This window comes from Streptomyces sp. TOM-9 (genome assembly GCF_056858595.1).
In genome coordinates this window covers 3,798,753-3,820,224 of record NZ_JBXEQB010000001.1, presented here as the reverse complement: position 1 = coordinate 3,820,224, position 21,472 = coordinate 3,798,753, and the positions used below count along the sequence as shown (strand labels likewise).

Here is a 21,472-nt window from a genome sequence, read left to right as displayed (position 1 = left end):
TGCTCCCCCTACATCCGGAAGACGCCGAAGCCCGGCGCCTGCGGATCGCGTTGCGGAATCGGCGCGTTGGCGCACGCGGTCAGGGCCAGTCCCAGCACCTGGCGGGTCTGCAGGGGGTCGATGACCCCGTCGTCCCACAGCCGGGCCGTCGCGTAGTAGGCGTTGCCCTGCTCCTCGTACTGGGCGCGGATGGGGGCCTTGAAGCCCTCCTCGTCCTCCGCCGCCCAGGTGTCGCCGGCTGCCTCGATCTGGTCGCGCTTGACGGTGGCCAGCACCGAGGCGGCCTGCTCGCCGCCCATGACGGAGATCTTGGCGTTGGGCCACATCCACAGGAAGCGCGGCGAATAGGCGCGGCCGCACATCGAGTAGTTGCCCGCGCCGTAGGAGCCGCCGATGACCACGGTCAGCTTGGGCACCCGGGTCGTGGCCACCGCGGTGACCATCTTGGCGCCGTGCTTGGCAATGCCGCCCGCCTCGTACTGACGGCCCACCATGAAGCCCGAGATGTTCTGCAGGAAGAGCAGCGGGATGCCGCGCTGGTCGCACAGCTCGATGAAGTGCGCGCCCTTCTGGGCCGATTCGGAGAACAGGATGCCGTTGTTGGCGACGATCCCGACCGGGTGGCCGTGGATCCGGGCGAAGCCGGTGACCAGCGTCGTGCCGTACTCGGCCTTGAACTCCGCGAAGCGGCTGCCGTCGACGAGGCGGGCGATGACCTCGCGGACGTCGTAGGGGGTGCGCGAGTCGACCGGGACCGCGCCGTAGAGCCCGGCCGGGTCGACGGCGGGCTCCTCGACGGGTCCGACCGTCCACGGCAGCGCGCCGCGGGCGGGCAGGGTCGCCACGATGTTCCGCACGATGCGCAGCGCGTGGGCGTCGTCCTCGGCCAGGTGGTCGGTGACGCCGGAGGTGCGGGAGTGCACCTCGCCGCCGCCGAGCTCCTCGGCCGTGACCACCTCGCCGGTGGCGGCCTTCACCAGCGGCGGGCCGCCCAGGAAGATCGTGCCCTGGCCGCGGACGATCACCGCCTCGTCGCTCATCGCGGGGACGTAGGCGCCGCCCGCCGTGCAGGAGCCGAGGACGGCGGCGACCTGCGGGATGCCGCGCGCGGACAGGGTGGCCTGGTTGAAGAAGATCCGCCCGAAGTGGTCGCGGTCGGGGAAGACCTCGTCCTGCTTCGGCAGGAAGGCGCCGCCGGAGTCGACCAGGTAGACGCAGGGCAGCCGGTTGTCCAGGGCGATCTCCTGGGCGCGCAGGTGCTTCTTGACCGTCATCGGGTAGTACGTGCCGCCCTTGACGGTGGCGTCGTTGGCGACGATCACGACCTCGCGGCCGGCGACCCGGCCGATCCCGGCGACGACGCCGGCGGCCGGGGCCTGGCCGTCGTACATGCCGTCGGCGGCCAGCGGGGCGAGCTCCAGGAAGGGCGATCCGGGGTCGAGCAGCCCGTCCACGCGGTCGCGGGGGAGCAGCTTGCCGCGCGCGGTGTGCCGGGCGCGGGCCTTCTCGCCGCCGCCGAGCGCGGCGGCGGCGAGCTTCTCGCGCAGCCGCGCGGACAGCTCGGCGTGCGCCTTCTCGTTGGCGCGGTAGGCCTCGCTCGCCGGATCCGCGGCGCTGGCGAGGACGGGTGCTTCCATGTCACGGGCCCCCGGAGGAGTTAGCGGTCGTTAACGTGTTGTCGACCACGTTAGCGGTCGTTAACACGGCTGTCTAGAATGGTAGGACGATGAGATGGCGGGGGGCATCCGCAGACCGGACGCCTCGCGGAAAGGTGCGGTGTGGAGCCCACGAGGACGGCGGCCAAGGCGGCCAGCGGCAGGCGCGACCAGATCCTGAGGGAGGCCGCGCGGCTCTTCGCCGAGCGCGGGTTCCACGGGGTCGGCGTGGACGAGATAGGGGCGGCCGTCGGCATCAGCGGCCCCGGGCTGTACCGGCACTTCGCGGGCAAGGACGCGATGCTCGCCGAGCTGCTCGTCGGGATCAGCGGCCGGCTGCACTCCGCGGGCCGCATGCGGGTGGCCGAGGCCGACGGCGCGGCCGCCGCGCTGGACGCCCTGGTCCGCGGGCACATCGACTTCGCGCTGGACGACCGGGCGCTGATCACCCTCCACGACCGCGAACTGGACCGGCTCCGCGACTCCGACCGCAAGCTCGTGCGCCAACTGCAGCGGCAGTACGTCGAGCAGTGGGTCACGGTCGTCCGCGAGGTCCACCCGGGGGCGGCCGAGCCCGAGGTCCGCGCGGCCGTGCACGCCGTCTTCGGCCTGCTCAACTCCACCCCGCACCTCGGCCCGCACGGGGGGCTGCCCGGCCGCGCGGCGACCGCCGTGCTGCTGCACCGGCTGGCCCTGGGCGCCTTTGCCGCTCTGGACAGCGCGCACAACCGGGAAGTAACTTACTGAGCGCTTGCTTATCGCCCAGTGTGCAGAGGAGGCGCCAAGTGCGTCGCACGGTATTCAACGAGGACCACGAGGCCTTCCGGGAGACGATCCGGGACTTCATCGCCAACGAGGTCGTGCCCGTCTACCCCGAGTGGGAGGAGGCGGGGTACCCGCCCCGCGACTTCTACCGGCGCCTGGGCGAGCTGGGCATCTTCGGCATCGAGGTGCCCGAGGAGTACGGCGGCGCCGGCATCACGGGCTGGAAGTTCAGTGCGGTGGTGACCGAGGAGTGCGCCCGCGCCGGCGTCAGCTTCGGCAGCAGCGGCGTGCACACCGGCCTGGTGCTCCCGTACCTCCTGGAGTTCGCCAACGAGGAGCAGAAGAAGCGCTGGCTGCCCGACTTCATCAGCGGCGACATGATGACCGCCATCGCCATGACCGAGCCCGGCACCGGCTCCGACCTGGCCGGCATGACCACCACCGCGAAGCTCTCCGAGGACGGCACCCACTACGTCCTCAACGGCGCCAAGACCTTCATCACCGGCGGCGTGGTCGCCGACCGCGTGCTCGTCGTCTGCCGCACCTCGCCGGCCACCCCGGAGGACCGCCGCCGCGGTCTGTCGATCCTCGCGGTCGACACCACGAGCGAGGGCTACGCCGTCGGCCGCAAGCTGGAGAAGATCGGCCTGCGCACCTCCGACACCGCGGAGCTGTCCTTCACCGACGTCAAGGTCCCCGTCGAGGACCTGCTCGGCGAGGAGGGCAAGGCCTTCTCCTACCTCGCCCACAACCTGCCGGTCGAGCGCCTCGCGATCGCCTTCGGTTCCTACGCCCAGGCCGACGCCGCCGTCCGCTTCGCGGCCCAGTACGTGCGCGACCGCAAGGTCTTCGGCAAGAGCGTCGCGGAGTTCCAGAACACCAAGTTCGTGCTCGCCGAGTGCGCCTCCGACGTCGACGCCATGCAGGCCGTCGTCGACCGCGCCCTGGAGGCCCACGAGCTCGGCGACTTCACCGCCGCCGACGCCGCGCGCGCCAAGCTCTTCTGCACCGAGACCGCGGCCAAGGTCATCGACCGCTGCCTCCAGCTGCACGGTGGCTACGGCTACATGCTGGAGTACCCGATCGCCCGCCTGTACGCGGACAACCGCGTGCACCGCATCTACGGCGGCACCAGCGAGGTCATGAAGTCGATCATCGCCAAGTCGATGGGGCTGTGACCGGACGGTCCGCCGACCCCGAGAGACACACGTGACCAACCACGCACTGCAGTCCCTGCTCGATCTCCTCGACCTCGAGCGGATCGAGCAGGACATCTTCCGCGGCGCCAGCCGCCCCGCCGTCGTCCCCCGCGTCTTCGGGGGCCAGGTCGCCGCACAGGCGCTGGTCGCGGCGGGGCGCACGGTCCCGGAAGGACGCGACGCCCACTCCCTGCACGCCTACTTCCTGCGCATGGGCGACCCGGGCGCGCCGATCGTCTACCAGGTCGACCGCATCCGCGACGGCCGCTCCTTCACCACCCGCCGGGTGGTCGCGGTGCAGCACGGGCAGCCGATCTTCCACCTGTCCGCGTCCTTCCAGACGTACGAGGACGGGCTGGAGCACCAGGAGCCGATGCCGCCGGCGCCCGACCCGGAGAGCCTGCCCACCGGCGAGGAGCTGTTGCGGCCGCACAGGGACCGGTTCCCCGACCCCTCGGTCGTGGACCGCCTCCTGGAGGCGCGCGCCGCCGTCGACCTGCGCTACGTCGACGCCCCGCCCTTCCTCGCCGCCGGGGCCGGGCCGCGTGAGCCCCGCTCCCAGGTGTGGTTCCGCACCAACGGGAAGCTCGCCGACGACCCGTTGCTCCACGTCTGCCTCGCCACCTACGTGTCGGACATGACGCTGCTGGACTCCGTGCTGCTCGCCCACGGGCGCGGCGGCTGGGCGGTCGGCGACGTGGTGGGCGCCAGCCTGGACCACGCCATGTGGTTCCACCGGCCGTTCCGCGCCGACGAGTGGCTGCTGTACGACCAGCAGAGCCCCTCGGCCTCCGGCGGGCGCGGGCTCGGCACGGCGCGCATCTACACCCAGGACGGGCGGCTCGCCGTCTCCGTCATCCAGGAGGGCGTGGTCCGCGTACCGCGGGACTGAGCCGCCGGGTCACCGGGTCACCGGTCCGCGGCCAGCGGCAGTGTCGCCCGCACCAGGAAGCCGCCGTCCGGCTCCGGACCCGCGTCCAGGGTGCCGCCCAGCTGGGCGGCGCGCTCGCGCAGCCCGGTCAGGCCGTGGCCGCCGGACGGCAGCGCCGGGCCGGGCGCGCCCCCGCCGCACGGCGCGTTGCGCACCGCGACGTGCAGCGCGTCGGCGGCCAGCCGTACGGTCACCTCGGTGCGCGCGCCGGGAGCGTGCTTGCGCACGTTGGTCAGGGCCTCCTGCACGGTGCGGTACGCCGCGTGCTGCACCGGCGGCGGGCACCCGGGCCGGCCCAGGCCGGGCAGGTCGCCGTGCACCTGCGGCCCGGCCGCGGCGAGCAGCGTGGGCAGCTCCGCGAGGCCCGGGCCGGCGTCCTCGCCGCCCACCGCCACCGGCATCCGCAACAGCCCCACCATGTGCCGCAGTTCGTCCAGGGCGTCGCGGCTGAGCTGCCGCACCGTACCGGCCGCGGCCCGTGCCTCCTCGTCCCGGGCGGTCACCTCCAGCGCGCCCGACTGCACGGCGATCAGGCTGATGTGGTGGGCCACGGTGTCGTGCATCTCCCGCGCGAGCCGGGTGCGCTCCCGCACCACCGCCCGTTCCGCGGCCAGCCGCCGTTCCCGCTCCCGGCTCTCCGCCAGTTCGGCGAGCCGCGCCGCGAGTTCACGGCGTGACGCGGCGAGCAGCCCCAGCGCCGTCGGGGCCACGGCGAGCAGCGCCGACAGCAGCACCGCGAGCACGGTCGCCGCGGGGGCCCAGTCGACCTCCCCGATCCACGGCCAGGGGAAGAACGACACAAAGGCGACGGCCGCTGCGCTGCCCAGCGTCACCACCATGGGCGGCGGGATCCGCCTCCGGCCGGGGAGCGGCTGCGGCCCCCGCCGCAGCAGCCGCCGGGCGCGGGCCACGGTGAGGGCGCCGCCGTCGGCGGCGATCGTGTACAGCGCGGCCATGGGGGCCAGCCACACATAGCCCAGCGACAGGGCGGGCAGCGTCGCCAGCAGCACCGTCAGCGGCAGCCGGCGGCGCAGCACGAGGGCGCCGGCGGCCACGTACGCCGCCGACAGCGCGAGGGGACCGCCCAGGGAACGGGTCGCCCAGGCCTCGGTCGCCGCGACGGCGACCAGGCACCCGTCGACGGCGGCCCGGGGGAGTCTCACGCGGCGCTCCCCGGCGAGAGCCCGGCCCGGTGCGCCAGGATCGCCAGTGACACCCGGTTCGGCGCGTCGAGCTTGCGCAGCAGGGCGCGGACGTGGTCCTTCACCGTGGCGACGGTGATGTGCAGCCGCTCGGCGATCTCCAGGTTCGACAGGCCCCCGGCGACCAGCAGCAGCACCTCCCGCTCCCGTCCGGTCAGCCGGTCCAGGGGCGCCCCGGCGGGGTCGGCCTCCTGGGCGTCGGCCGTGCCCAGGAAGCCGTCGACCACGGCGCGGCTGACGGTGGGCGTGAAGACCGTCCCGCCGGAGGCGAGCACGCGGACGGCGTCGATGAGGGTGGCGACCGCCGTGTCCTTGAGCAGGAAGCCGGTCGCGCCCGCGCGCATGGCGGCGGTGATGTGGGCGCTGGTGTCGAATCCGGTGAGCATCGCGACGGCCGGCGGATCGGGCAGCGCACGTACGGCCCGCAGCACGGTCAGCCCGTCGGGTTCCGGCATCACCGTGTCCAGGAGCACCAGGTCGGGCCTGCGCGCGCGGACGGCGGCCAGTGCCGTGCGGCTGTCGCAGTCCGCGACCACCCCGATGTCGCCCGCGGACTCCAGGATGCGCCGCAGGGCGGTCCTGACCAGTGTCTCGTCGTCGACGATCACGACCCGTATCACGATCCCGCGCCTTTCTCCGGACGGCCTTCCACTCCACCCGAGGGTGGACTGCGAACTCCATCCCGGGGCTGATCCACCGGCGGCGCCGGACCGGAAGAATCGACGGCGATCGTAACGAGCACGCCGCCGGGTCGCATGTCCGGGCGGCCGTGCCCGTCGGTCGACGGGGGAAACGGGGGCCTACGGGGGAAAACGGGGGCCCACGGGGAACGGGGGTTCTCATGTCGCGGACCAAGGGCGGGGGCGAAGGTCCCGGCCTGTCGACATCGGGCCCCGGGTCGCCGGAAGGACGGCGGCCCGGGGCCCGTCGGGAGTGGCGGGCCGCGCCCCCTCGGGGGCGCGGCCCGCTGTCATGCGGAGCCGGTCAGGCCCGCCGCGTCCAGCAGGTAGGCGGTCATCGCGTCGTAGTGGCGCGGGTCGGTGACGTGGTCGTCCAGCGGGACGGTCACCGAGACCGTGCCCTCCGCCTCGGCGAGGAAGAGGGCCGGGTCGTTGCAGTCCGCGAAGCCGATCGCGTCGATGCCGCGCTGTCCGGCGCACCCCGCCCAGCCGTGGTCGGCGACGACCAGGTCGGGCAGCGGCCGGCCCTGCGCGGCCAGCGCGTCGAGGACCGCCGCCATCGGGCCGGGGGAGTGGGTGTGCCACAGCGTGGCGCCGCGCTCCAGCATGGCCACGTCGCAGAACTGGAAGACGCCGCCCTCGTCGGTGGACAGCCCGCCGGGGATCGCGACGACCTCGGCGCCGGCGGCCCGCACGGCCGCGGCCAGGGTGCGGTGGACGTCCAGCAGGCCGCCGGGGTGGCCGGTGGCGAACAGCACCCGCTGCCCGCCCTCCACGGCCTTGCAGAGCATCCGGGCGGCCCGGTCCAGGGCGCTGATCGTCAGCTCGGGGTCGATGGTGTCCTGCCCCATGAGGTACCCGGGGTCGGCCACGACCCCGCAGCGCTCGGCCATGACCGCCAGCACCGCCTCCTCGTCCGTCCAGCGCTCGCCGAACTCCAGACCGAACCAGTAGTGGCGGTCGCCCTCGGCGAGTCTGCGGTAGTGGGAGCGGTTGTTCTCGCGGGGGGTGGCGACGTCGCCCGCGATGCGCGTGCGTACGAGGTGGTCGGCGAGGGCCTTGCGGGACGGCACGGTGACATGGGGCAGCATGACCCCCATTGTCGCCTGCTGTCGGACGTGCGTGCGGGGGGCCGCCGATCGACGCCGGTCCGTTACCTCCTGTCGGGACGTCAGAAAGCCCGCCGCGGCGGGGTGCACGGGTTCACAGCCAGCGCAGCGCGAACCACAGCTCCATGCGTACGTCCGGGTCGTCCAGGTCCGCCTCCAGCAGGGCCGCCGCGCGCCCGATGCGCTGGCGCACGGTGTTGCGGTGCACCTCCAGGGCGACGGCCGTACGGTCCCAGCTCCCGTGCAGGCCGATCCAGGTGCGCAGCGTCTCCACCAGGGCGGGCGAGTCCGCCACCGCCGCCAGCAGCTCCCGCGCCCTGGACCGGGCGTCGTCCGGGGTGACCAGTCCGCTCATGCCGGGGCCGGCTCCGCGATGGATCACCAGCGGCGCACGGGTGGCGACCGCCCGGCGCAGCGCGCCCGCGGCCTGGCCGTCCCCGGTGACGAGGGCGGCCACCGCGACCGGGCCGCTCACCCCGAGGGTCCACCCCGGCTGGGCGGTCACCTCGCGGCCGGCCGGCAGGAGCAGGCGTACGACGGTGTCGCCCGGCTCGATCAGCGCGGTGCCCAGCGCCGTGCCGAGCGCGGCGGCCGCCAGCGGTCCGGCCGGGCCGCCGCGCTTGCGGGCGTGCACGACGGCCCAGCGGGACTCCGGCCCCAGCAGCGGGGCCGCCTCCTGCGGCTCCGCGCCCAGCAGCAGCCGCACCAGCGCCGCCGACCGGCCCGCCTCCGCGCTGCCCAGGTGCGGGCCGGTGAGCAGGGAGAGCAGGACCGCGGCGACGTTGGCGACCGCGTGGTCGCCCGGATCCGGGTGGCCCGTGACCAGGACGAGCGCCGGCCGCTCGCTCGGGGTGCCGCCGGCCAGCGCGTACGCCGACAGGCGTGTCCCGCCGTGGGTGTCGGTCGCCGAGGAGGGCGCGTGCGCGTCCGGCGCCGGCAGGACCACCCCGGCCAGCCGTACCGCCGCCGCACGCGCCTGCGGGTCCGGGGCGGTGCCCGCCGCGTACACCTCGGAACCGTCCGGGGCGATCAGCGCGGCCCACGCGCCCAGGCGGCCGGCGAGCCTGCGCAGCACCGAGGGCACGGGGTCCGGGCGTCCGGCGGCCGCGGCGAGGGCCTGCTGTGCCTCGGTGACGTGCCGCAGCTCACGGACCCGCGCCTCGCCCATGGCCTGCCAGACGGCCCGCGCGACGGCGGTGAAGGGGGTCCGGGGCGGCACCTCCACCAGCGGCAGGCCGTGCCGGTCGCAGGCGGCGACCAGCGCCGCCGGGGTCTGGTCGTGCACCGGGGCGAGACCGAAACCGAGCGCCGCCGCCCCCGCCTCGACCGTGCGGGCCACGTAGCGGTCCAGGTAGGCGCCGGCGCCCACCGCCGACGCGAAGTGCACCCCCGCGGTCAGCAGCAGCTCCCCGCCGAGCAGGTACGGGAAGGGGTCCTCCATCTCGCTGGTGTGCACCCACTGGACGCGGACGTCCCGGTCGGCCGCGGACGGTCCCGCGACCTGGCGCAGCCCGAGGTCGGGCAGGGCGAGCAGGGTGGCGAGCGGGATCGGCGGCGTGGGCGGCGCCAGGTCCTGACGCGGGGGAGTCATGTGCGTTTCCTCCATGCGGACCGGGTGCGATGGATGAAACGTACACTTCAGCGCTTCTTCCCGGCCACCTATCGTCACCGCAAAGGAAAGCCCGCGGCTCCGCCCGCGCGACCGATGGAGGAGGGCTCATGGCCGTCGACTACGCCGTGATCATCGGCTATCTGGCCGGCATGCTCGCCGTGGGCTGGTGGGGCATGCGCCGTGCCAGGTCCAAGAGCGAGTTCCTGGTCGCCGGCCGCAGGCTGGGCCCGTCGATGTACTCCGGCACCATGGCCGCGATCGTCCTCGGCGGCGCCTCCACCATCGGCGGCGTCGGCCTCGGCTACCAGTACGGCCTGTCCGGTGCCTGGATGGTCTTCACCATCGGCCTCGGCCTGCTGGCGCTGAGCGTCTTCTTCTCGGCCCGCATCGCCCGCCTGAAGGTCTACACCGTCTCCGAGATGCTCGACCTGCGCTACGGCGGCTCGGCCGGCGTCATCTCCGGCGTCGTCATGTGGGCGTACACCCTGATGCTCGCGGTGACCTCGACGATCGCCTACGCGACGATCTTCGACGTCCTGTTCGGGATGGACCGCACCCTGGCGATCGTCCTGGGCGGCGCCGTCGTGGTGGCGTACTCCACGCTGGGCGGCATGTGGTCGATCACGCTCACCGACATGGTGCAGTTCGTGGTCAAGACCCTCGGCGTGCTGGTCCTGCTGCTGCCGATCGCGGTGATCAAGGCGGGCGGCTTCGCGGAGATGAAGGCGCAGCTGCCGAGCGAGTACTTCGCGCCCCTGGGTATCGGCGGGCAGACGATCTTCACCTACGTGCTGATCTACACCTTCGGCATGCTCATCGGCCAGGACATCTGGCAGCGCGTGTTCACCGCCCGCAGCGACAGGATCGCCAAGCTCGGCGGCACCGTCGCCGGTGTCTACTGCCTGGTCTACGCGATCGCCGGCGCCGTCATCGGCACCGCCGCCAAGGTGCTGTACCCGAACCTGGCCGCGGCCGACGACGCCTTCGCCACCATCGTCAAGGACGCGCTGCCGGTGGGCGTGCGCGGCCTGGTGCTGGCCGCCGCGCTCTCCGCGGTGATGTCCACCTCCTCCGGCGCGCTGATCGCCTGCGCCACCGTGGCCAACAACGACATCTGGTCGCGGCTGCGCGGCGTGGTCGGCCGCGGGCGGGACGGCGAAGAGGGTGCGCACGACGAGGTCTCGGGCAACCGCGTCTTCATCCTGGTCATGGGCGTGGTCGTCATCGTCACCGCCATCGCGCTGAACAACGTCGTCGAGGCGCTGACCGTGGCGTACAACCTGCTCGTCGGCGGGCTGCTGGTGCCGATCCTCGGCGGTCTGCTGTGGCGGCGCGGCACCGCGGCGGGCGCCCTCGCCTCGGTGGCCGTCGGCGGCCTGGCCGTCGTGGGCCTGATGGTCTGGAAGGGCGTCCTGGCCAACGAGCCGGTCTACTACGGCCTGCTGGCCTCCCTCGTCGTCTACGTCGCGGTGAGCCTCGCCACCAAGCCGACCGACGCCGCCGTGCTGGCGGCCTGGCGGGAGCGGCTGGCCGGCCGGACCCCCGTCCCGGCCGCCGAGGGGACCGTTCCGGTCGGATAAAGTCACAAAGCGAGCAGAGCGCAACGAAGCGTACGAAAGAAGGCAGTTACCCATGAGCAGCACCGAACCGCGCGGCCCCATCGACTCCTCCCGCACCCCGCGGTACGCCGGTCCCGCCACGTTCGCGCGGCTCCCGCGCCTCGACGAGGTCGGCACCACCGACGTCGCCGTGGTCGGCGTGCCCTTCGACGCGGGCGTCTCCTACCGCCCCGGCGCCCGCTTCGGCGGCAACGCGATCCGCGAGGCCTCCCGTCTGCTGCGCCCGTACAACCCTGCGCAGGACGCCTCGCCCTTCGCGCTCGCCCAGGTCGCGGACGCCGGTGATATCGCCGCCAACCCGTTCAACATCAACGAGGCCGTCGAGACCATCCAGGCCGCCGCCGACGACCTGCTCGACACCGGCGCCCGCCTGATGACCCTCGGCGGCGACCACACCATCTCGCTGCCCCTGCTGCGCGCCATGGCCCGCAAGCACGGCCCGGTCGCCCTGCTCCACTTCGACGCCCACCTCGACACCTGGGACACCTACTTCGGGGCCGAGTACACCCACGGCACCCCGTTCCGCCGGGCCGTGGAGGAGGGCGTCCTCGACACCTCCGCGCTCTCCCACGTCGGCACCCGCGGCCCGCTGTACGGCAAGCAGGACCTCACCGACGACGAGAAGATGGGCTTCGGCATCGTCACGTCCGCCGACGTCTACCGGCGCGGCGCCGACGAGGTCGCCCAGCAGCTGCGCGAGCGCATCGGCGACCGCCCGCTGTACATCTCCATCGACATCGACGTCCTCGACCCGGCCCACGCCCCCGGCACCGGCACCCCCGAGGCCGGCGGCATCACCTCCCGCGAGCTGCTGGAGATCCTGCGGGGCCTGGCCTCCTGCCACCTGATCTCCGCCGACGTCGTCGAGGTCGCCCCCGCCTACGACCACGCCGAGATCACCAGCGTCGCGGCCTCCCACACCGCGTACGAGCTGACCACGATCATGACCCGGCAGATCGCGGCCGGCCGCGCATGAGCGGGCGCAACGGCGGCGACCTGGTCGTCGAATCCCTGACGGCGCTCGGCGCGACGACGGTCTTCGGCCTGCCCGGGCAGCACGCGCTGGGCGCCTTCGACGCGCTGCGGCGCTCGAAGCTGGAGTACGTGGGCCTGCGCGTGGAGAACAACGCGGGCTTCGCCGCCGACGCCTACGCCCGCGTCACGGGCGGCGCCGCGCCGCTGCTGGTCTCCACCGGCCCCGGCGCGCTGATGACGCTCGCCGCGCTGCAGGAGTCGGCAGCCGCCTCGGCGCCGGTCGTCGCCATCGGCAGCCAGGTGCCGGTCGCCGGGCTCGGCGGTGGCCGCCACGGCTACCTGCACGAACTCGCCGACCAGAAGGCGTCGTTCCGCGACATCGTCAAGTCGGTGCACACCGTCCGCACCGCTTCCCAGATCCCCTCGGCCCTCGCCGCCGCCTGGGAGTCGGCGCTGACCGCCCCGTACGGGCCGGTCTGGGTGGAGATCCCGCAGGACGTGCTGCTCGCCCCCGTCACGGTGCCGCCGGTCGGGGAGCTGGCGGCCGGGCCCCGGCCGCTGCGCCCTCGCGCCGAGCTGATCGCCGAGGCGGCGGCACTGCTGTCCCGCGCCGAGCGGCCGGTCGTGCTGGCCGGCGGCGGCGTCGTGCGCTCGGGGGCCGAGGCCGAACTGCGCGCCCTCGCCGAGCGGCTCGACGCCCCGGTGGCCTGCACCTTCGGCGGCAAGGGTGCCTTCCCGTGGGAGCACCCGCTGTCGCTGCGGAGCTGGCTGGAGGACCGGCACACCACCGAGTTCCTGGAGGAGGCCGACGTCCTGCTGGTCGTCGGCTCCGGGCTGGGCGAGCTCTCCTCGAACTACCACACCTTCCGCCCACGTGGCCGGGTGATCCAGGTCGAGGCCGACCTCGGCAAGCTGGAGTCCAACCACCCGGCGCTCGGCATCCACGCCGACGCCCGGCTCGCGCTCGGCGCGCTCGCCGCGGCCGTGGACGAGCGCCGCGACGCGGGCGCGCCCGAGGCGGTGGCCGCACTGCTGGAGCGGATCCGGGAGCGCCTCGACGGCCAGGACCTCGGCCTGGAGCAGCGCGTCCTCGCCGCCGTGCGGGACGCCCTCCCCGAGGACGCCCCCAGCTTCTGGGACATGACGATCCTCGCCTACTGGGCCTGGTCCGCCTGGCCCGGCCCGATGCACTCCGCCCAGGGCGCCGGCGGCCTCGGCTACGGCTTCCCCGCCGCGCTGGGCGCGGCCGCCGCGGACCGCACCCGGCCCGTGCTGGCCGTCTCGGGCGACGGCGGCGCGATGTACTCGATCGCCGAGCTCGCCACGGCCCGGCAGTACGGCCTGCCCGTCACCTGGCTGATCGTCGACGACGGCGGCTACGGCATCCTGCGCGAGTACATGACGGACGCCTTCGGCGAGGCCACCGGCACCGAGCTGGCCCGGCCGGACTTCGTCGCACTCGCCGGGGCCTTCGGCGTCCCGGCGGTCCGCACGAGCCCCGAGCGGCTCCGGGACGACCTCGCGGACGCCCTCGCGGCGCCCGGCCCCTGCGTGGTCGTGCTCCCCGCGCTGCTGCGGATGTTCGCGCCGACACACCTGGGGTGAAGCCGACGCACCTGGGGTGAACCGGCGCCCGGTCCCGGCCGAGGGGAAAACGTTTCGTCGGGTTTTGTCCCGGGACCTCCGCCCGGGCGCTGTCGGACCCTCGTCGTAGTTTTGTTGCGGGAGGATGAAATCCGCACTCCAGGGCGTTGTGATCCTCCGGCGAAAAGGACGGGACGGGAGGACACCGGGTGGCGGCGAAGGACGACGAAGCGAAGGCCGGCGAGGCCGTGAGGGCCGAGGGCTGGCTGCGGCGGCTGATGGGGTACTGCTGGCGCTACCGGGGGAACGTGGGCCTCGCGCTCGGTTCCTCGCTCGCCGGCATGGCCGTGATGGCCCTCGTGCCGCTCGTCCCCAAGCTGATCATCGACGACGTCATCGTCAAGCACGACAAGCCGCTCGCCCCCTGGGCGGCCGTGCTGATCGCCGCCGCGGTCGTGGTCTACCTGATGACGTTCCTGCGGCGCTTCTACGGCGGCAGGCTCGCCCTCGACGTGCAGCACGACATGCGCACGGACATGTTCCACTCGCTCACCCGGCTGGACGGCGCGCGCCAGGACGAGCTCAACACCGGCCAGGTCGTCGGCCGGGCCACCAGCGACCTGCAGCTCATCCAGGGCCTGCTCTTCATGGCGCCCATGATGATCGGCAACGTCCTGCTCTTCGTCCTGTCGATCGTCGTGATGTTCGTGCTCTCGCCGATGCTGACCCTGATCGCCCTCGCCGTCGCGCCCGCCCTGTGGTTCCTGGCCGACCGCAGCCGCAAGCGGCTCTTCCCCGCCACCTGGTACGCCCAGGGCCAGGCCGCCGCCGTCGCCGGGATCGTGGACGGCTCGGTGACCGGCGTCCGCGTCGTGAAGGGCTTCGGCCAGGAGCAGCAGGAGATGTCCAAGCTGCGCTCGGTCAGCGAGCGGCTCTTCGCCGGACGGCTGCGCACCATCAGGTTCAACGCGCGCTACGGTCCCGCGCTCCAGGCGGTGCCCTCGCTCGGGCAGGTCGGCATGCTGGCGCTCGGCGGCTGGATGGCCGTGAAGGGCCAGATCACCCTGGGCACCTTCGTCGCGTTCTCGACCTACCTCGCCCAGCTGACCGGCCCGGTGCGCATGCTCACGATGATGCTCACCGTCGGCCAGCAGGCCAGGGCCGGAGTCGAGCGCGTCACCGAGCTCATCGACACCCGGCCCAGCCTGGAGGAGGGCACCGGGCAGCTGCCCCGCGAGGCCCCGGCCACCGTCGAGTTCGACCACGTCAGCTTCGGCTACGACCGCACCCGTCCCGTGCTGGACGACTTCTCGCTCACCGTCGAGCCCGGCGAGACCGTCGCCGTCGTCGGCGCCTCCGGCAGCGGCAAGTCGACTGTCTCGCTGCTGCTGCCCCGCTTCTACGACGTGACCGGCGGCGCCGTCCGCGTCGGCGGCCGCGACGTGCGCGACCTCACCTTCGACTCCCTGCGCGACGCCATAGGGCTCGTCCCGGAGGACAGCTTCCTGTTCTCCGACACCGTCCGCGCCAACATCGCCTACGGCCACCCCGACGCCACCGACGAGCAGATCCTCACCGCGACCCGGCACGCCCAGGCGGACGAGTTCATCAGCGCCCTGCCCGAGGGGTACGCAACCGTCGTCGGCGAGCAGGGACTGACCCTCTCCGGCGGCCAGCGCCAGCGCGTCGCCCTGGCCCGCGCCATCCTCACCGACCCGCGGCTGCTCGTCCTCGACGACGCGACCTCCGCCGTGGACGCCCGCGTCGAGGCCGAGATCCACGACGCGCTGCGCGAGGTGATGGCCGGCCGCACGACCCTGCTCATCGCCCACCGGCGCTCCACCCTCGCCCTCGCCGACCGGATCGCCGTGCTGGAGGCCGGCCGGCTGGTCGACGTGGGGACGCACGAGGAGCTGGAGGCCCGCTGCCCGCTGTACCGGCGGCTGCTCACCGACCCCGACGAGCTCGGCTCGGACGTCGTCACGCACGACCCCGCGGGCGAGGTCGTGCCGCTGACCGAGTGGCCCGGCGAGGGCGCGATCGCGGCCCCGGCGGCACGTCCCGCCGCCGCCGAGGCTCCCGCGGAGGGCGGCGTGACGGCGGCCCTGTGGCCGCAGGACCGCCGGCACCGCGACGAGGACACCGGGCGGACGCGGTCGGCGCCCTCCCCGGCCGCCGCGCGCGGCGGCCCGGGCGGCATGGCCTCGGCCATGGCCGGGATGCCCGCCACCCCCGAGCTGCTCGCGCAGGTGGCGGCGCTGCCCCCGGCCCTGGACACCCCGGACGTCGACGAGGACCAGGCGGCCTCCGTCGAGAAGGACTTCGGCCTGCGCAGTCTGCTGCGCGGCTTCCGCGGCCCCCTGCTGCTCAGCCTGCTGTTCGTCGCCGTCGACGCGCTGGCCGGGCTGCTGCTGCCGGTCCTGATCCGGCACGGCATCGACTCCGGTGTGCGGCAGGCCGCGCTCGGCGCCGTCTGGGCCGCCTCGCTGCTGGGACTGGCCGTGGTCGCCGCGCAGTGGGGCGCGCAGTGGGGCTCCACGCGCCTGACCGGCCGTACCGGCGAGCGCGTGCTCTACACGCTCCGGGTGAAGATCTTCTCCCATCTGCACCGGCTCGGGCTCGACTACTACGAGCGCGAGCTGAGCGGCCGCATCATGACCCGGATGACGACCGACGTCGACGCCCTGTCGACGTTCCTGCAGACCGGACTGGTCACCGCGCTGGTCAGCGTGCTCACCTTCCTCGGCATCCTGGTCGCGCTGCTGGTGATCGACGTCCAGCTGGCGCTGATCGTCTTCGCCACCCTGCCGGTGCTCTTCGTCGCCACCTGGGTCTTCCGCCGCAAGTCCGTGAAGGCCTACGAGCTGGCCCGGGAGCGGGTCAGCGTCGTCAACGCCGACCTGCAGGAGCACGTCGCCGGACTCCGCGTCGTGCAGGCCTTCCGGGGCGAGCGCGGCGGCGCCGAGCGCTTCGCCGACCGCAGCGACGCCTACCGGCAGGCGCGTGTGCGCGGGCAGTGGCTGATCTCGGTGTACTTCCCCTTCGTGCAGCTGCTGTCCAGCGTCGCCGCCGCCCTGGTGCTGATCGTCGGCGCCCACCGCGTCGGCGCGGGCACGCTCACCGCAGGCGCCCTGGTGGCCTACCTGCTCTACATCGACCTGTTCTTCTCACCCGTGCAGCAGCTCTCCCAGGTATTCGACGGCTACCAGCAGGCGTCGGTGTCCCTGGGCCGCATCCGCGAACTGCTGCGCACGCCGACCGCCACCCCGCCCGCCGGGTCCCCGCGCGGCGTCGGCCGGCTGCGCGGCGAGATCGCCTTCCGCGACGTGCACTTCCGCTACACCGAGGAGGGCGCCGAGGCGCTGTCCGGGATCGACCTGCGGATCCCGGCGGGCCAGACGGTGGCTTTCGTCGGCGAGACGGGCGCGGGCAAGTCGACCCTGGTCAAGATGGTGGCCCGGTTCTACGACCCGACCTCGGGCGCGGTCCTCGTCGACGGCCAGGACATCCGCGAGCTGGACCTGACCGGCTACCGGCAGCGGCTCGGCGTCGTCCCGCAGGAGGCGTACCTCTTCGAGGGGACGGTCCGCGACGCCATCGCCTACGGGCGGATGGACGCCACCGACGCCGAGGTCGAGGCCGCGGCCCGGGCCGTCGGCGCCCACGACATGATCGCCACGCTGGACGGCGGCTACCTGCACGCGGTCGCCGAGCGGGGCCGCAACCTCTCCGCCGGACAGCGGCAGTTGATCGCCCTGGCCCGCGCCGAGCTGGTCGACCCCGACGTCCTGCTGCTCGACGAGGCGACGGCCGCCCTGGACCTGGCCACCGAGGCCCTGGTCAACCGGGCCGCCGACCGGCTCGCCGTACGCCGCACCACGCTGGTCGTCGCCCACCGGCTGACCACCGCCGCCCGCGCCGACCGGGTCGTCCTCCTCGACCACGGCCGGGTCGTCGAGGACGGCACGCACGAGCAGCTCCTCGCCGCCGACGGCCGCTACGCCGAGCTGTGGCGCACCTTCGTCGGCGAGGACGAGAGCAGCGAGGCCGTCGCCTAGGCGCCGCCTTCGCGCTTGTGCGGCCCGGACCCCGGTGGTCCGGGCCGCCGCTCTTTGCCCAACGCCCCCTGGCGGCGGGCCACTTCCTCCTCATAGGTTCACGGGCGACGCCCGTCGAACCCCGAAGGAGGGGGCATGCGCAACGCGCTCAGATGGCTGCTGGCGCTGGTGTTGCTCATAGGCACCGCCGGCGGTGGAGCCGCCACCGCGACCGCTGACGAGCCGGACATCAAGGACCGCATCCTGGCGATACCCGGGATGAGCCTGATCGAGGAGAAGCCGGTCACCGGATACCGCTTCTTCGTCCTCAACTACACGCAGCCGGTGGACCACCGGCACCCGTCCAAGGGGACGTTCCAGCAGCGGATCACCGTGCTGCACAAGGGGACCGACCGGCCCACCGTCTTCTACACCTCCGGCTACGGCCTCTCCACGACCCCCTCCCGCCGCGAGCCGACGCAGATCGTGGACGGCAACCAGGTCTCCATGGAGTACCGCTTCTTCACCCCGTCCCGTCCCGCCCCCGCCGACTGGTCGAAGCTCGACATCTGGCAGGCCGCCAGCGACCAGCACCGCATCCACCGGGCACTGAGCCGGATCTACGCCGAGAACTGGCTCGCCACCGGAGCCAGCAAGGGCGGCATGACGGCCACGTACTACCGCCGTTTCTACCCGCACGACATGGCCGGCACCGTCGCCTACGTCGCCCCCAACGACGTGGTCAACGACGAGGACTCCGCCTACACCCGCTTCTTCCGCACCGTCGGCACCGCCGACTGCCGCGCGCGGCTGAACGCCGTGCAGCGCGAGGCACTTCTCCGCCGCGGCGAGATCGTCGCCCGCTACCAGCAGTACGCCGCCGACAACGGGCTGACCTTCACCACCGTCGGCAGCGCGGACAAGGCGTACGAGAACGTGGTGCTGGACCTGGTGTGGGCCTTCTGGCAGTACCACCAGCAGTCGGAATGCGCGGACGTGCCCGCGGCGACCGCCACCACGGACGCCCTCTACTCCTTCGTCGACTCCGTCTCCGGCTTCGACTTCTACACCGACCAGGGCCTGGAGTACTACACGCCGTACTACTACCAGGCGGGCACGCAGCTCGGCGCTCCGACCTTCGCGACCCCGCACCTGAAGGGCCTGCTGCGCTACCCCGGGATCTACCAGCCGCGTTCCTACGTGCCGCGTTCCATCCCGATGCGCTTCCAGCCCCGCGCGATGCACGACGTCGACACCTGGGTGCGCCACCACGCCGAGCGCATGCTCTTCGTCTACGGGCAGAACGACCCGTGGGGGGCCGAGCCGTTCCGCCTCTCGCGGGGGGCGCACGACTCGTACGTGATGTGGGCGCCCGGCGCCAACCACGGCGCGGTCATCGGCGCGCTGGGCGCGGCCGACAAGGCGAAGGCCACCGCCGAGGTGCTGGAGTGGGCCGGTGTCGCCCCCGCGGCCGTACGTGCCGATCCCGAGGCGGCCAAGCCGCTGGCGGCCTACGACGCCAAGCTCGACCGGAGCACCGAGGCCGCCGGCCCGCCGCCCACCCCGACGTACAGCGCCGTCCCCTGGGGGCAGGACCGGCGCTCGCGGGCCAGCTCCACGACCCGGAACTGCGGGGCGTGCGGCCCGGACCCGTCGCAGGGCGTCTCCTTCACCTGTCCCTTCCGGGAGCCGTAGAGGCAGTCGCCCGCGATCGTCCGGGGCCCGCCGCCCCCGCCGGGATCCCCTGGGTGCGGGGCCTTCAGGTTGCGCATGCAGGCGTATCCCTGGGGACGGGCGGCGGTGACGGTGAGCAGGAAGTCCGTGGTCGGCGGGCAGCGGTCGCCGACCCGCGTGGTGGGCGGGGGAGCGGGCGACGGCGACGCGGGCAGCAGCCCGTACAGCCGGCCGACGACCCGGCCCCGGGCGCCCGGGTCCGAGCACGCCACCTCCCGGTAGGAGCCCACGGGGTCGCCGGCCGCGCACTCCCCCTGGTCCAGGAAGACCGCGTCGAGCGTGGCGGGCGGGACGTCCGGGCCGGCGGCGCTGCTGCCCGTGCCGCCCGCGCCCGGCGAGCAGGCGGCGAGCAGCACGGCGACCAGCCATGCCGCACCCAGGAGCTGCCCGGACAACACGCGCATGGCGGCCCCCCACCCGTCCCCCCGGGCGAGTCGCCCGTTTTCGGCAGGATAGGTGGCGTGGCCCGTTGCCGGGAGGGGCCGCCCCGCGCGCGGCGGGTTCAGTACCGCAGGCCCCAGCCGACGGGGTAGAGCGTCCGCGCCGGGTCGTCCGCCGCAGGAACGGCCACCGGCAGCTTGCCGCTCGGCCGTACCTTGCCCGCCAGCACCCGCGCGGCCGCACGCATCGACACGTCCGTCCAGCCGTAGGTGGCCAGCGCGGCTGCCACCCCGTCCAGCCGGGCGACGTCGTAGGGGTTGCGGATCGCGATCTGCACCACCGGCACGCCCGTCGCGACGAGCGCGGCCACCAGCGCGATCTGACCCGTCGACGCCCCGGTGACGTTGTACGTGGCCACCACCACGGCGTCCTTGTCCCGCGCGGCGGCGACCGCCTGGTCGATCGCGGCCCGGCCCGGTGCGGTCCCGGTCGACAGGACCTGCGCGGTGTGCCCGAGGCCGGCCAGGGCCGCGCCGAGCACCGCGGTGGGCGGCCCGCCGGTGCCCGAGGGCGCGGCGGGGTCGGCGCCGACGACCAGCAGCCGGCGGTGCGCGGGCAGCGGCAGCGCCCCCTGGTTCGCCAGCAGGGTGACGGTGCGTTCGGTGATCCGGTCGGCCTCCGCCAGGTGGCCGCGGGTGCCGACCACCCGGTCCACGCCGCGGTGGGTGACGTACGGGTCGTCGAGCAGCCCGCGCCGCGCCTTGAGCATGAGGACCCGGGTAAGGGACTCGTCGAGGCGTTCCTCGGTGAGTTCTCCGGACTTCACGGCGGCCAGGACGCCCTGCCAGGCGGTCTCCAGGACCGGCGGGTTGAGCAGCTGGTCGGCGCCGGCCTTCAGGGCGAGCACCGGGACACGGTCGTCGCCGTACTTCTGGCGCACGCCCTCCATGCCGAGGGAGTCGGTGACGACCACGCCGTCGTAACCGAGTTCCTCGCGCAGGATGCCGGTGAGGATGGGCCGGGACAGCGTGGCGGGGTCACCGGAGTCGTCGAGTGCGGGCACCAGGATGTGCGCGGTCATGATCGAGTCGATGCCGGCAGCGATCGCCGCGCGGAAGGGCGGCGCGTCCAGACGCCGCCACTCCTCGAGCGAGTGCGTGATGACCGGCAGTTCGAAGTGGCTGTCGGTGCCGGTGTCGCCGTGACCGGGGAAGTGCTTGGCGGTGGCGACGATCCCGGCCCGCTGGTAACCCTCCACCTGGGCGGCGACGAGCGCGGCGACGGCCTTCGGGTCGGCACCGAAGGAGCGCACCCCGATGACGGGGTTGGCGGGGTTGACGTTGACGTCGGCGACCGGCGCGTAGTCCTGGGTGATGCCCATCGCCGCCAGTTCGGCCCCGGCGACGGCCGCGGCCCGCCGGGCGTCCCCGGTGCTGCCGCCCGCACCGAGCGCCATCCCGCCGGGGAAGAGCGTGGCGGGGGAGCCGACCCGGGCGACGGCGCCGTGCTCCTGGTCGGTGGAGATCAGCAGGGGGATCCTGGAGGCCCGCTGTATGCCGTTGGACAGGTCGGCGATCTGGTGCGGATCGCGGGTGTTGTGGGCCCACGCGAAGTAGATGATGCCGCCGACGTGGTACTTGGCGATCAGCTCGGCCGCGTTGGAGACCCCGATCTCGGCCTGGTTCGCGGCGACGTCGGCCGGATCGGGGGCGGTGGCCGAATGGCCGTACACGCGCATGACGAAGAGCTGGCCGATCTTCTCCTCGATGCTCATGCGGTCGATGAGCGCACGGACGCGTCTGCGGTCCGTCGCGGCCGCGTTCGCGGTGCCCGGGACGCCGAGGGCGAGGGCGGTGGAGGCGGCCGCGGCGGCACCGAGCACCGTACGGCGGGACGGATGGGGACTGCTGTGCATGACGGACTCCTTCCGGCAGGAGGTGGGGGGCGTGCTGAAAGAAACCTTCAAGCAGACACGCTTAGCCGGAAAGT

The 21,472-nt window shown here is 73.8% G+C and carries 14 protein-coding genes; 8 read left to right on the top strand and 6 right to left on the bottom strand.

All coding sequences use genetic code 11. From position 1 onward, the window contains the following. Positions 1 to 8: 8 nt before the first annotated feature. Entirely contained in the window at positions 9 to 1,637 is a 1,629-nt protein-coding gene (locus tag AC1VWI_RS17760; RefSeq protein WP_499511994.1) for a carboxyl transferase domain-containing protein, read from the bottom strand. 141 nt (positions 1,638 to 1,778) lie between these two features. Here AC1VWI_RS17760 and AC1VWI_RS17755 point away from each other — a divergent pair, with 141 nt between their 5' ends. From AC1VWI_RS17755 to AC1VWI_RS17745, 3 genes are read left to right on the top strand one after another with little or no spacing between them, the layout of a single operon-like run. Then, a complete protein-coding gene (locus AC1VWI_RS17755; RefSeq protein WP_499511993.1) occupies positions 1,779 to 2,402 on the top strand; it encodes an SACE_7040 family transcriptional regulator in 624 nt (207 codons plus the stop codon). 38 nt (positions 2,403 to 2,440) lie between these two features. Beyond that, positions 2,441 to 3,598, top strand: coding sequence for an acyl-CoA dehydrogenase family protein (locus tag AC1VWI_RS17750; protein WP_499511992.1), 1,158 nt, complete (start codon positions 2,441 to 2,443; stop codon positions 3,596 to 3,598). A 31-nt stretch (positions 3,599 to 3,629) separates the two neighbouring features. After that, positions 3,630 to 4,511 carry an acyl-CoA thioesterase gene (locus tag AC1VWI_RS17745; RefSeq protein ID WP_499511991.1) on the top strand — a complete coding sequence of 294 codons (882 nt, stop codon included), beginning with the start codon at positions 3,630 to 3,632 and terminating at the stop codon, positions 4,509 to 4,511. 17 nt (positions 4,512 to 4,528) lie between these two features. Here the strand turns inward: AC1VWI_RS17745 and AC1VWI_RS17740 are convergent, their stop codons facing one another. The 4 genes from AC1VWI_RS17740 to AC1VWI_RS17725 all read right to left on the bottom strand — a co-directional run bounded on the left by AC1VWI_RS17740 (position 4,529) and on the right by AC1VWI_RS17725 (position 9,132). Beyond that, the gene (locus AC1VWI_RS17740) at positions 4,529 to 5,713 is read right to left on the bottom strand and encodes a sensor histidine kinase (RefSeq protein WP_499511990.1); all 1,185 of its coding nucleotides are present in this window, start codon (positions 5,711 to 5,713) and stop codon (positions 4,529 to 4,531) included. Continuing rightward, entirely contained in the window at positions 5,710 to 6,372 is a 663-nt protein-coding gene (locus tag AC1VWI_RS17735; RefSeq protein WP_499511989.1) for a response regulator, read from the bottom strand. The genes AC1VWI_RS17740 and AC1VWI_RS17735 overlap by 4 nt, the downstream gene beginning before the upstream one ends. Positions 6,373 to 6,722: 350 nt before the next feature. Continuing rightward, positions 6,723 to 7,532 (bottom strand): phosphatase, encoded by an 810-nt coding sequence (locus AC1VWI_RS17730; protein ID WP_499511988.1) that lies wholly within the window; start codon positions 7,530 to 7,532, stop codon positions 6,723 to 6,725. Between the two features lie 103 nt (positions 7,533 to 7,635). Further along, a complete protein-coding gene (locus AC1VWI_RS17725; protein WP_499511987.1) occupies positions 7,636 to 9,132 on the bottom strand; it encodes a PucR family transcriptional regulator in 1,497 nt (498 codons plus the stop codon). A 128-nt stretch (positions 9,133 to 9,260) separates the two neighbouring features. On the opposite strand from AC1VWI_RS17725, the gene AC1VWI_RS17720 reads away from it, so the two are divergent. The 5 genes from AC1VWI_RS17720 to AC1VWI_RS17700 all read left to right on the top strand — a co-directional run bounded on the left by AC1VWI_RS17720 (position 9,261) and on the right by AC1VWI_RS17700 (position 19,063). Then, on the top strand, positions 9,261 to 10,733 hold the full coding sequence (locus AC1VWI_RS17720) for a sodium:solute symporter family protein (protein ID WP_499511986.1): 1,473 nt from the start codon (positions 9,261 to 9,263) through the stop codon (positions 10,731 to 10,733). A 52-nt stretch (positions 10,734 to 10,785) separates the two neighbouring features. After that, positions 10,786 to 11,748, top strand: coding sequence for an agmatinase (gene speB / locus AC1VWI_RS17715; protein WP_499511985.1), 963 nt, complete (start codon positions 10,786 to 10,788; stop codon positions 11,746 to 11,748). After that, complete coding sequence (locus AC1VWI_RS17710) at positions 11,745 to 13,352, top strand: thiamine pyrophosphate-binding protein (protein WP_499511984.1); 1,608 nt, start codon at positions 11,745 to 11,747, stop codon at positions 13,350 to 13,352. Before speB ends, AC1VWI_RS17710 begins: the two co-directional genes overlap by 4 nt. A 257-nt stretch (positions 13,353 to 13,609) precedes the next feature. Next, complete coding sequence (locus AC1VWI_RS17705; protein ID WP_499516840.1) at positions 13,610 to 17,389, top strand: ABC transporter ATP-binding protein; 3,780 nt, start codon at positions 13,610 to 13,612, stop codon at positions 17,387 to 17,389. A gap of 135 nt (positions 17,390 to 17,524) precedes the next feature. Then, positions 17,525 to 19,063 carry a S28 family serine protease gene (locus tag AC1VWI_RS17700; RefSeq protein WP_499511983.1) on the top strand — a complete coding sequence of 513 codons (1,539 nt, stop codon included), beginning with the start codon at positions 17,525 to 17,527 and terminating at the stop codon, positions 19,061 to 19,063. Between the two features lie 541 nt (positions 19,064 to 19,604). On the opposite strand, the gene AC1VWI_RS17695 is transcribed toward AC1VWI_RS17700, so the two are convergent. Further along, on the bottom strand, positions 19,605 to 21,398 hold the full coding sequence (locus AC1VWI_RS17695) for a glycoside hydrolase family 3 protein (protein ID WP_499511982.1): 1,794 nt from the start codon (positions 21,396 to 21,398) through the stop codon (positions 19,605 to 19,607). Positions 21,399 to 21,472 lie beyond the last annotated feature (74 nt).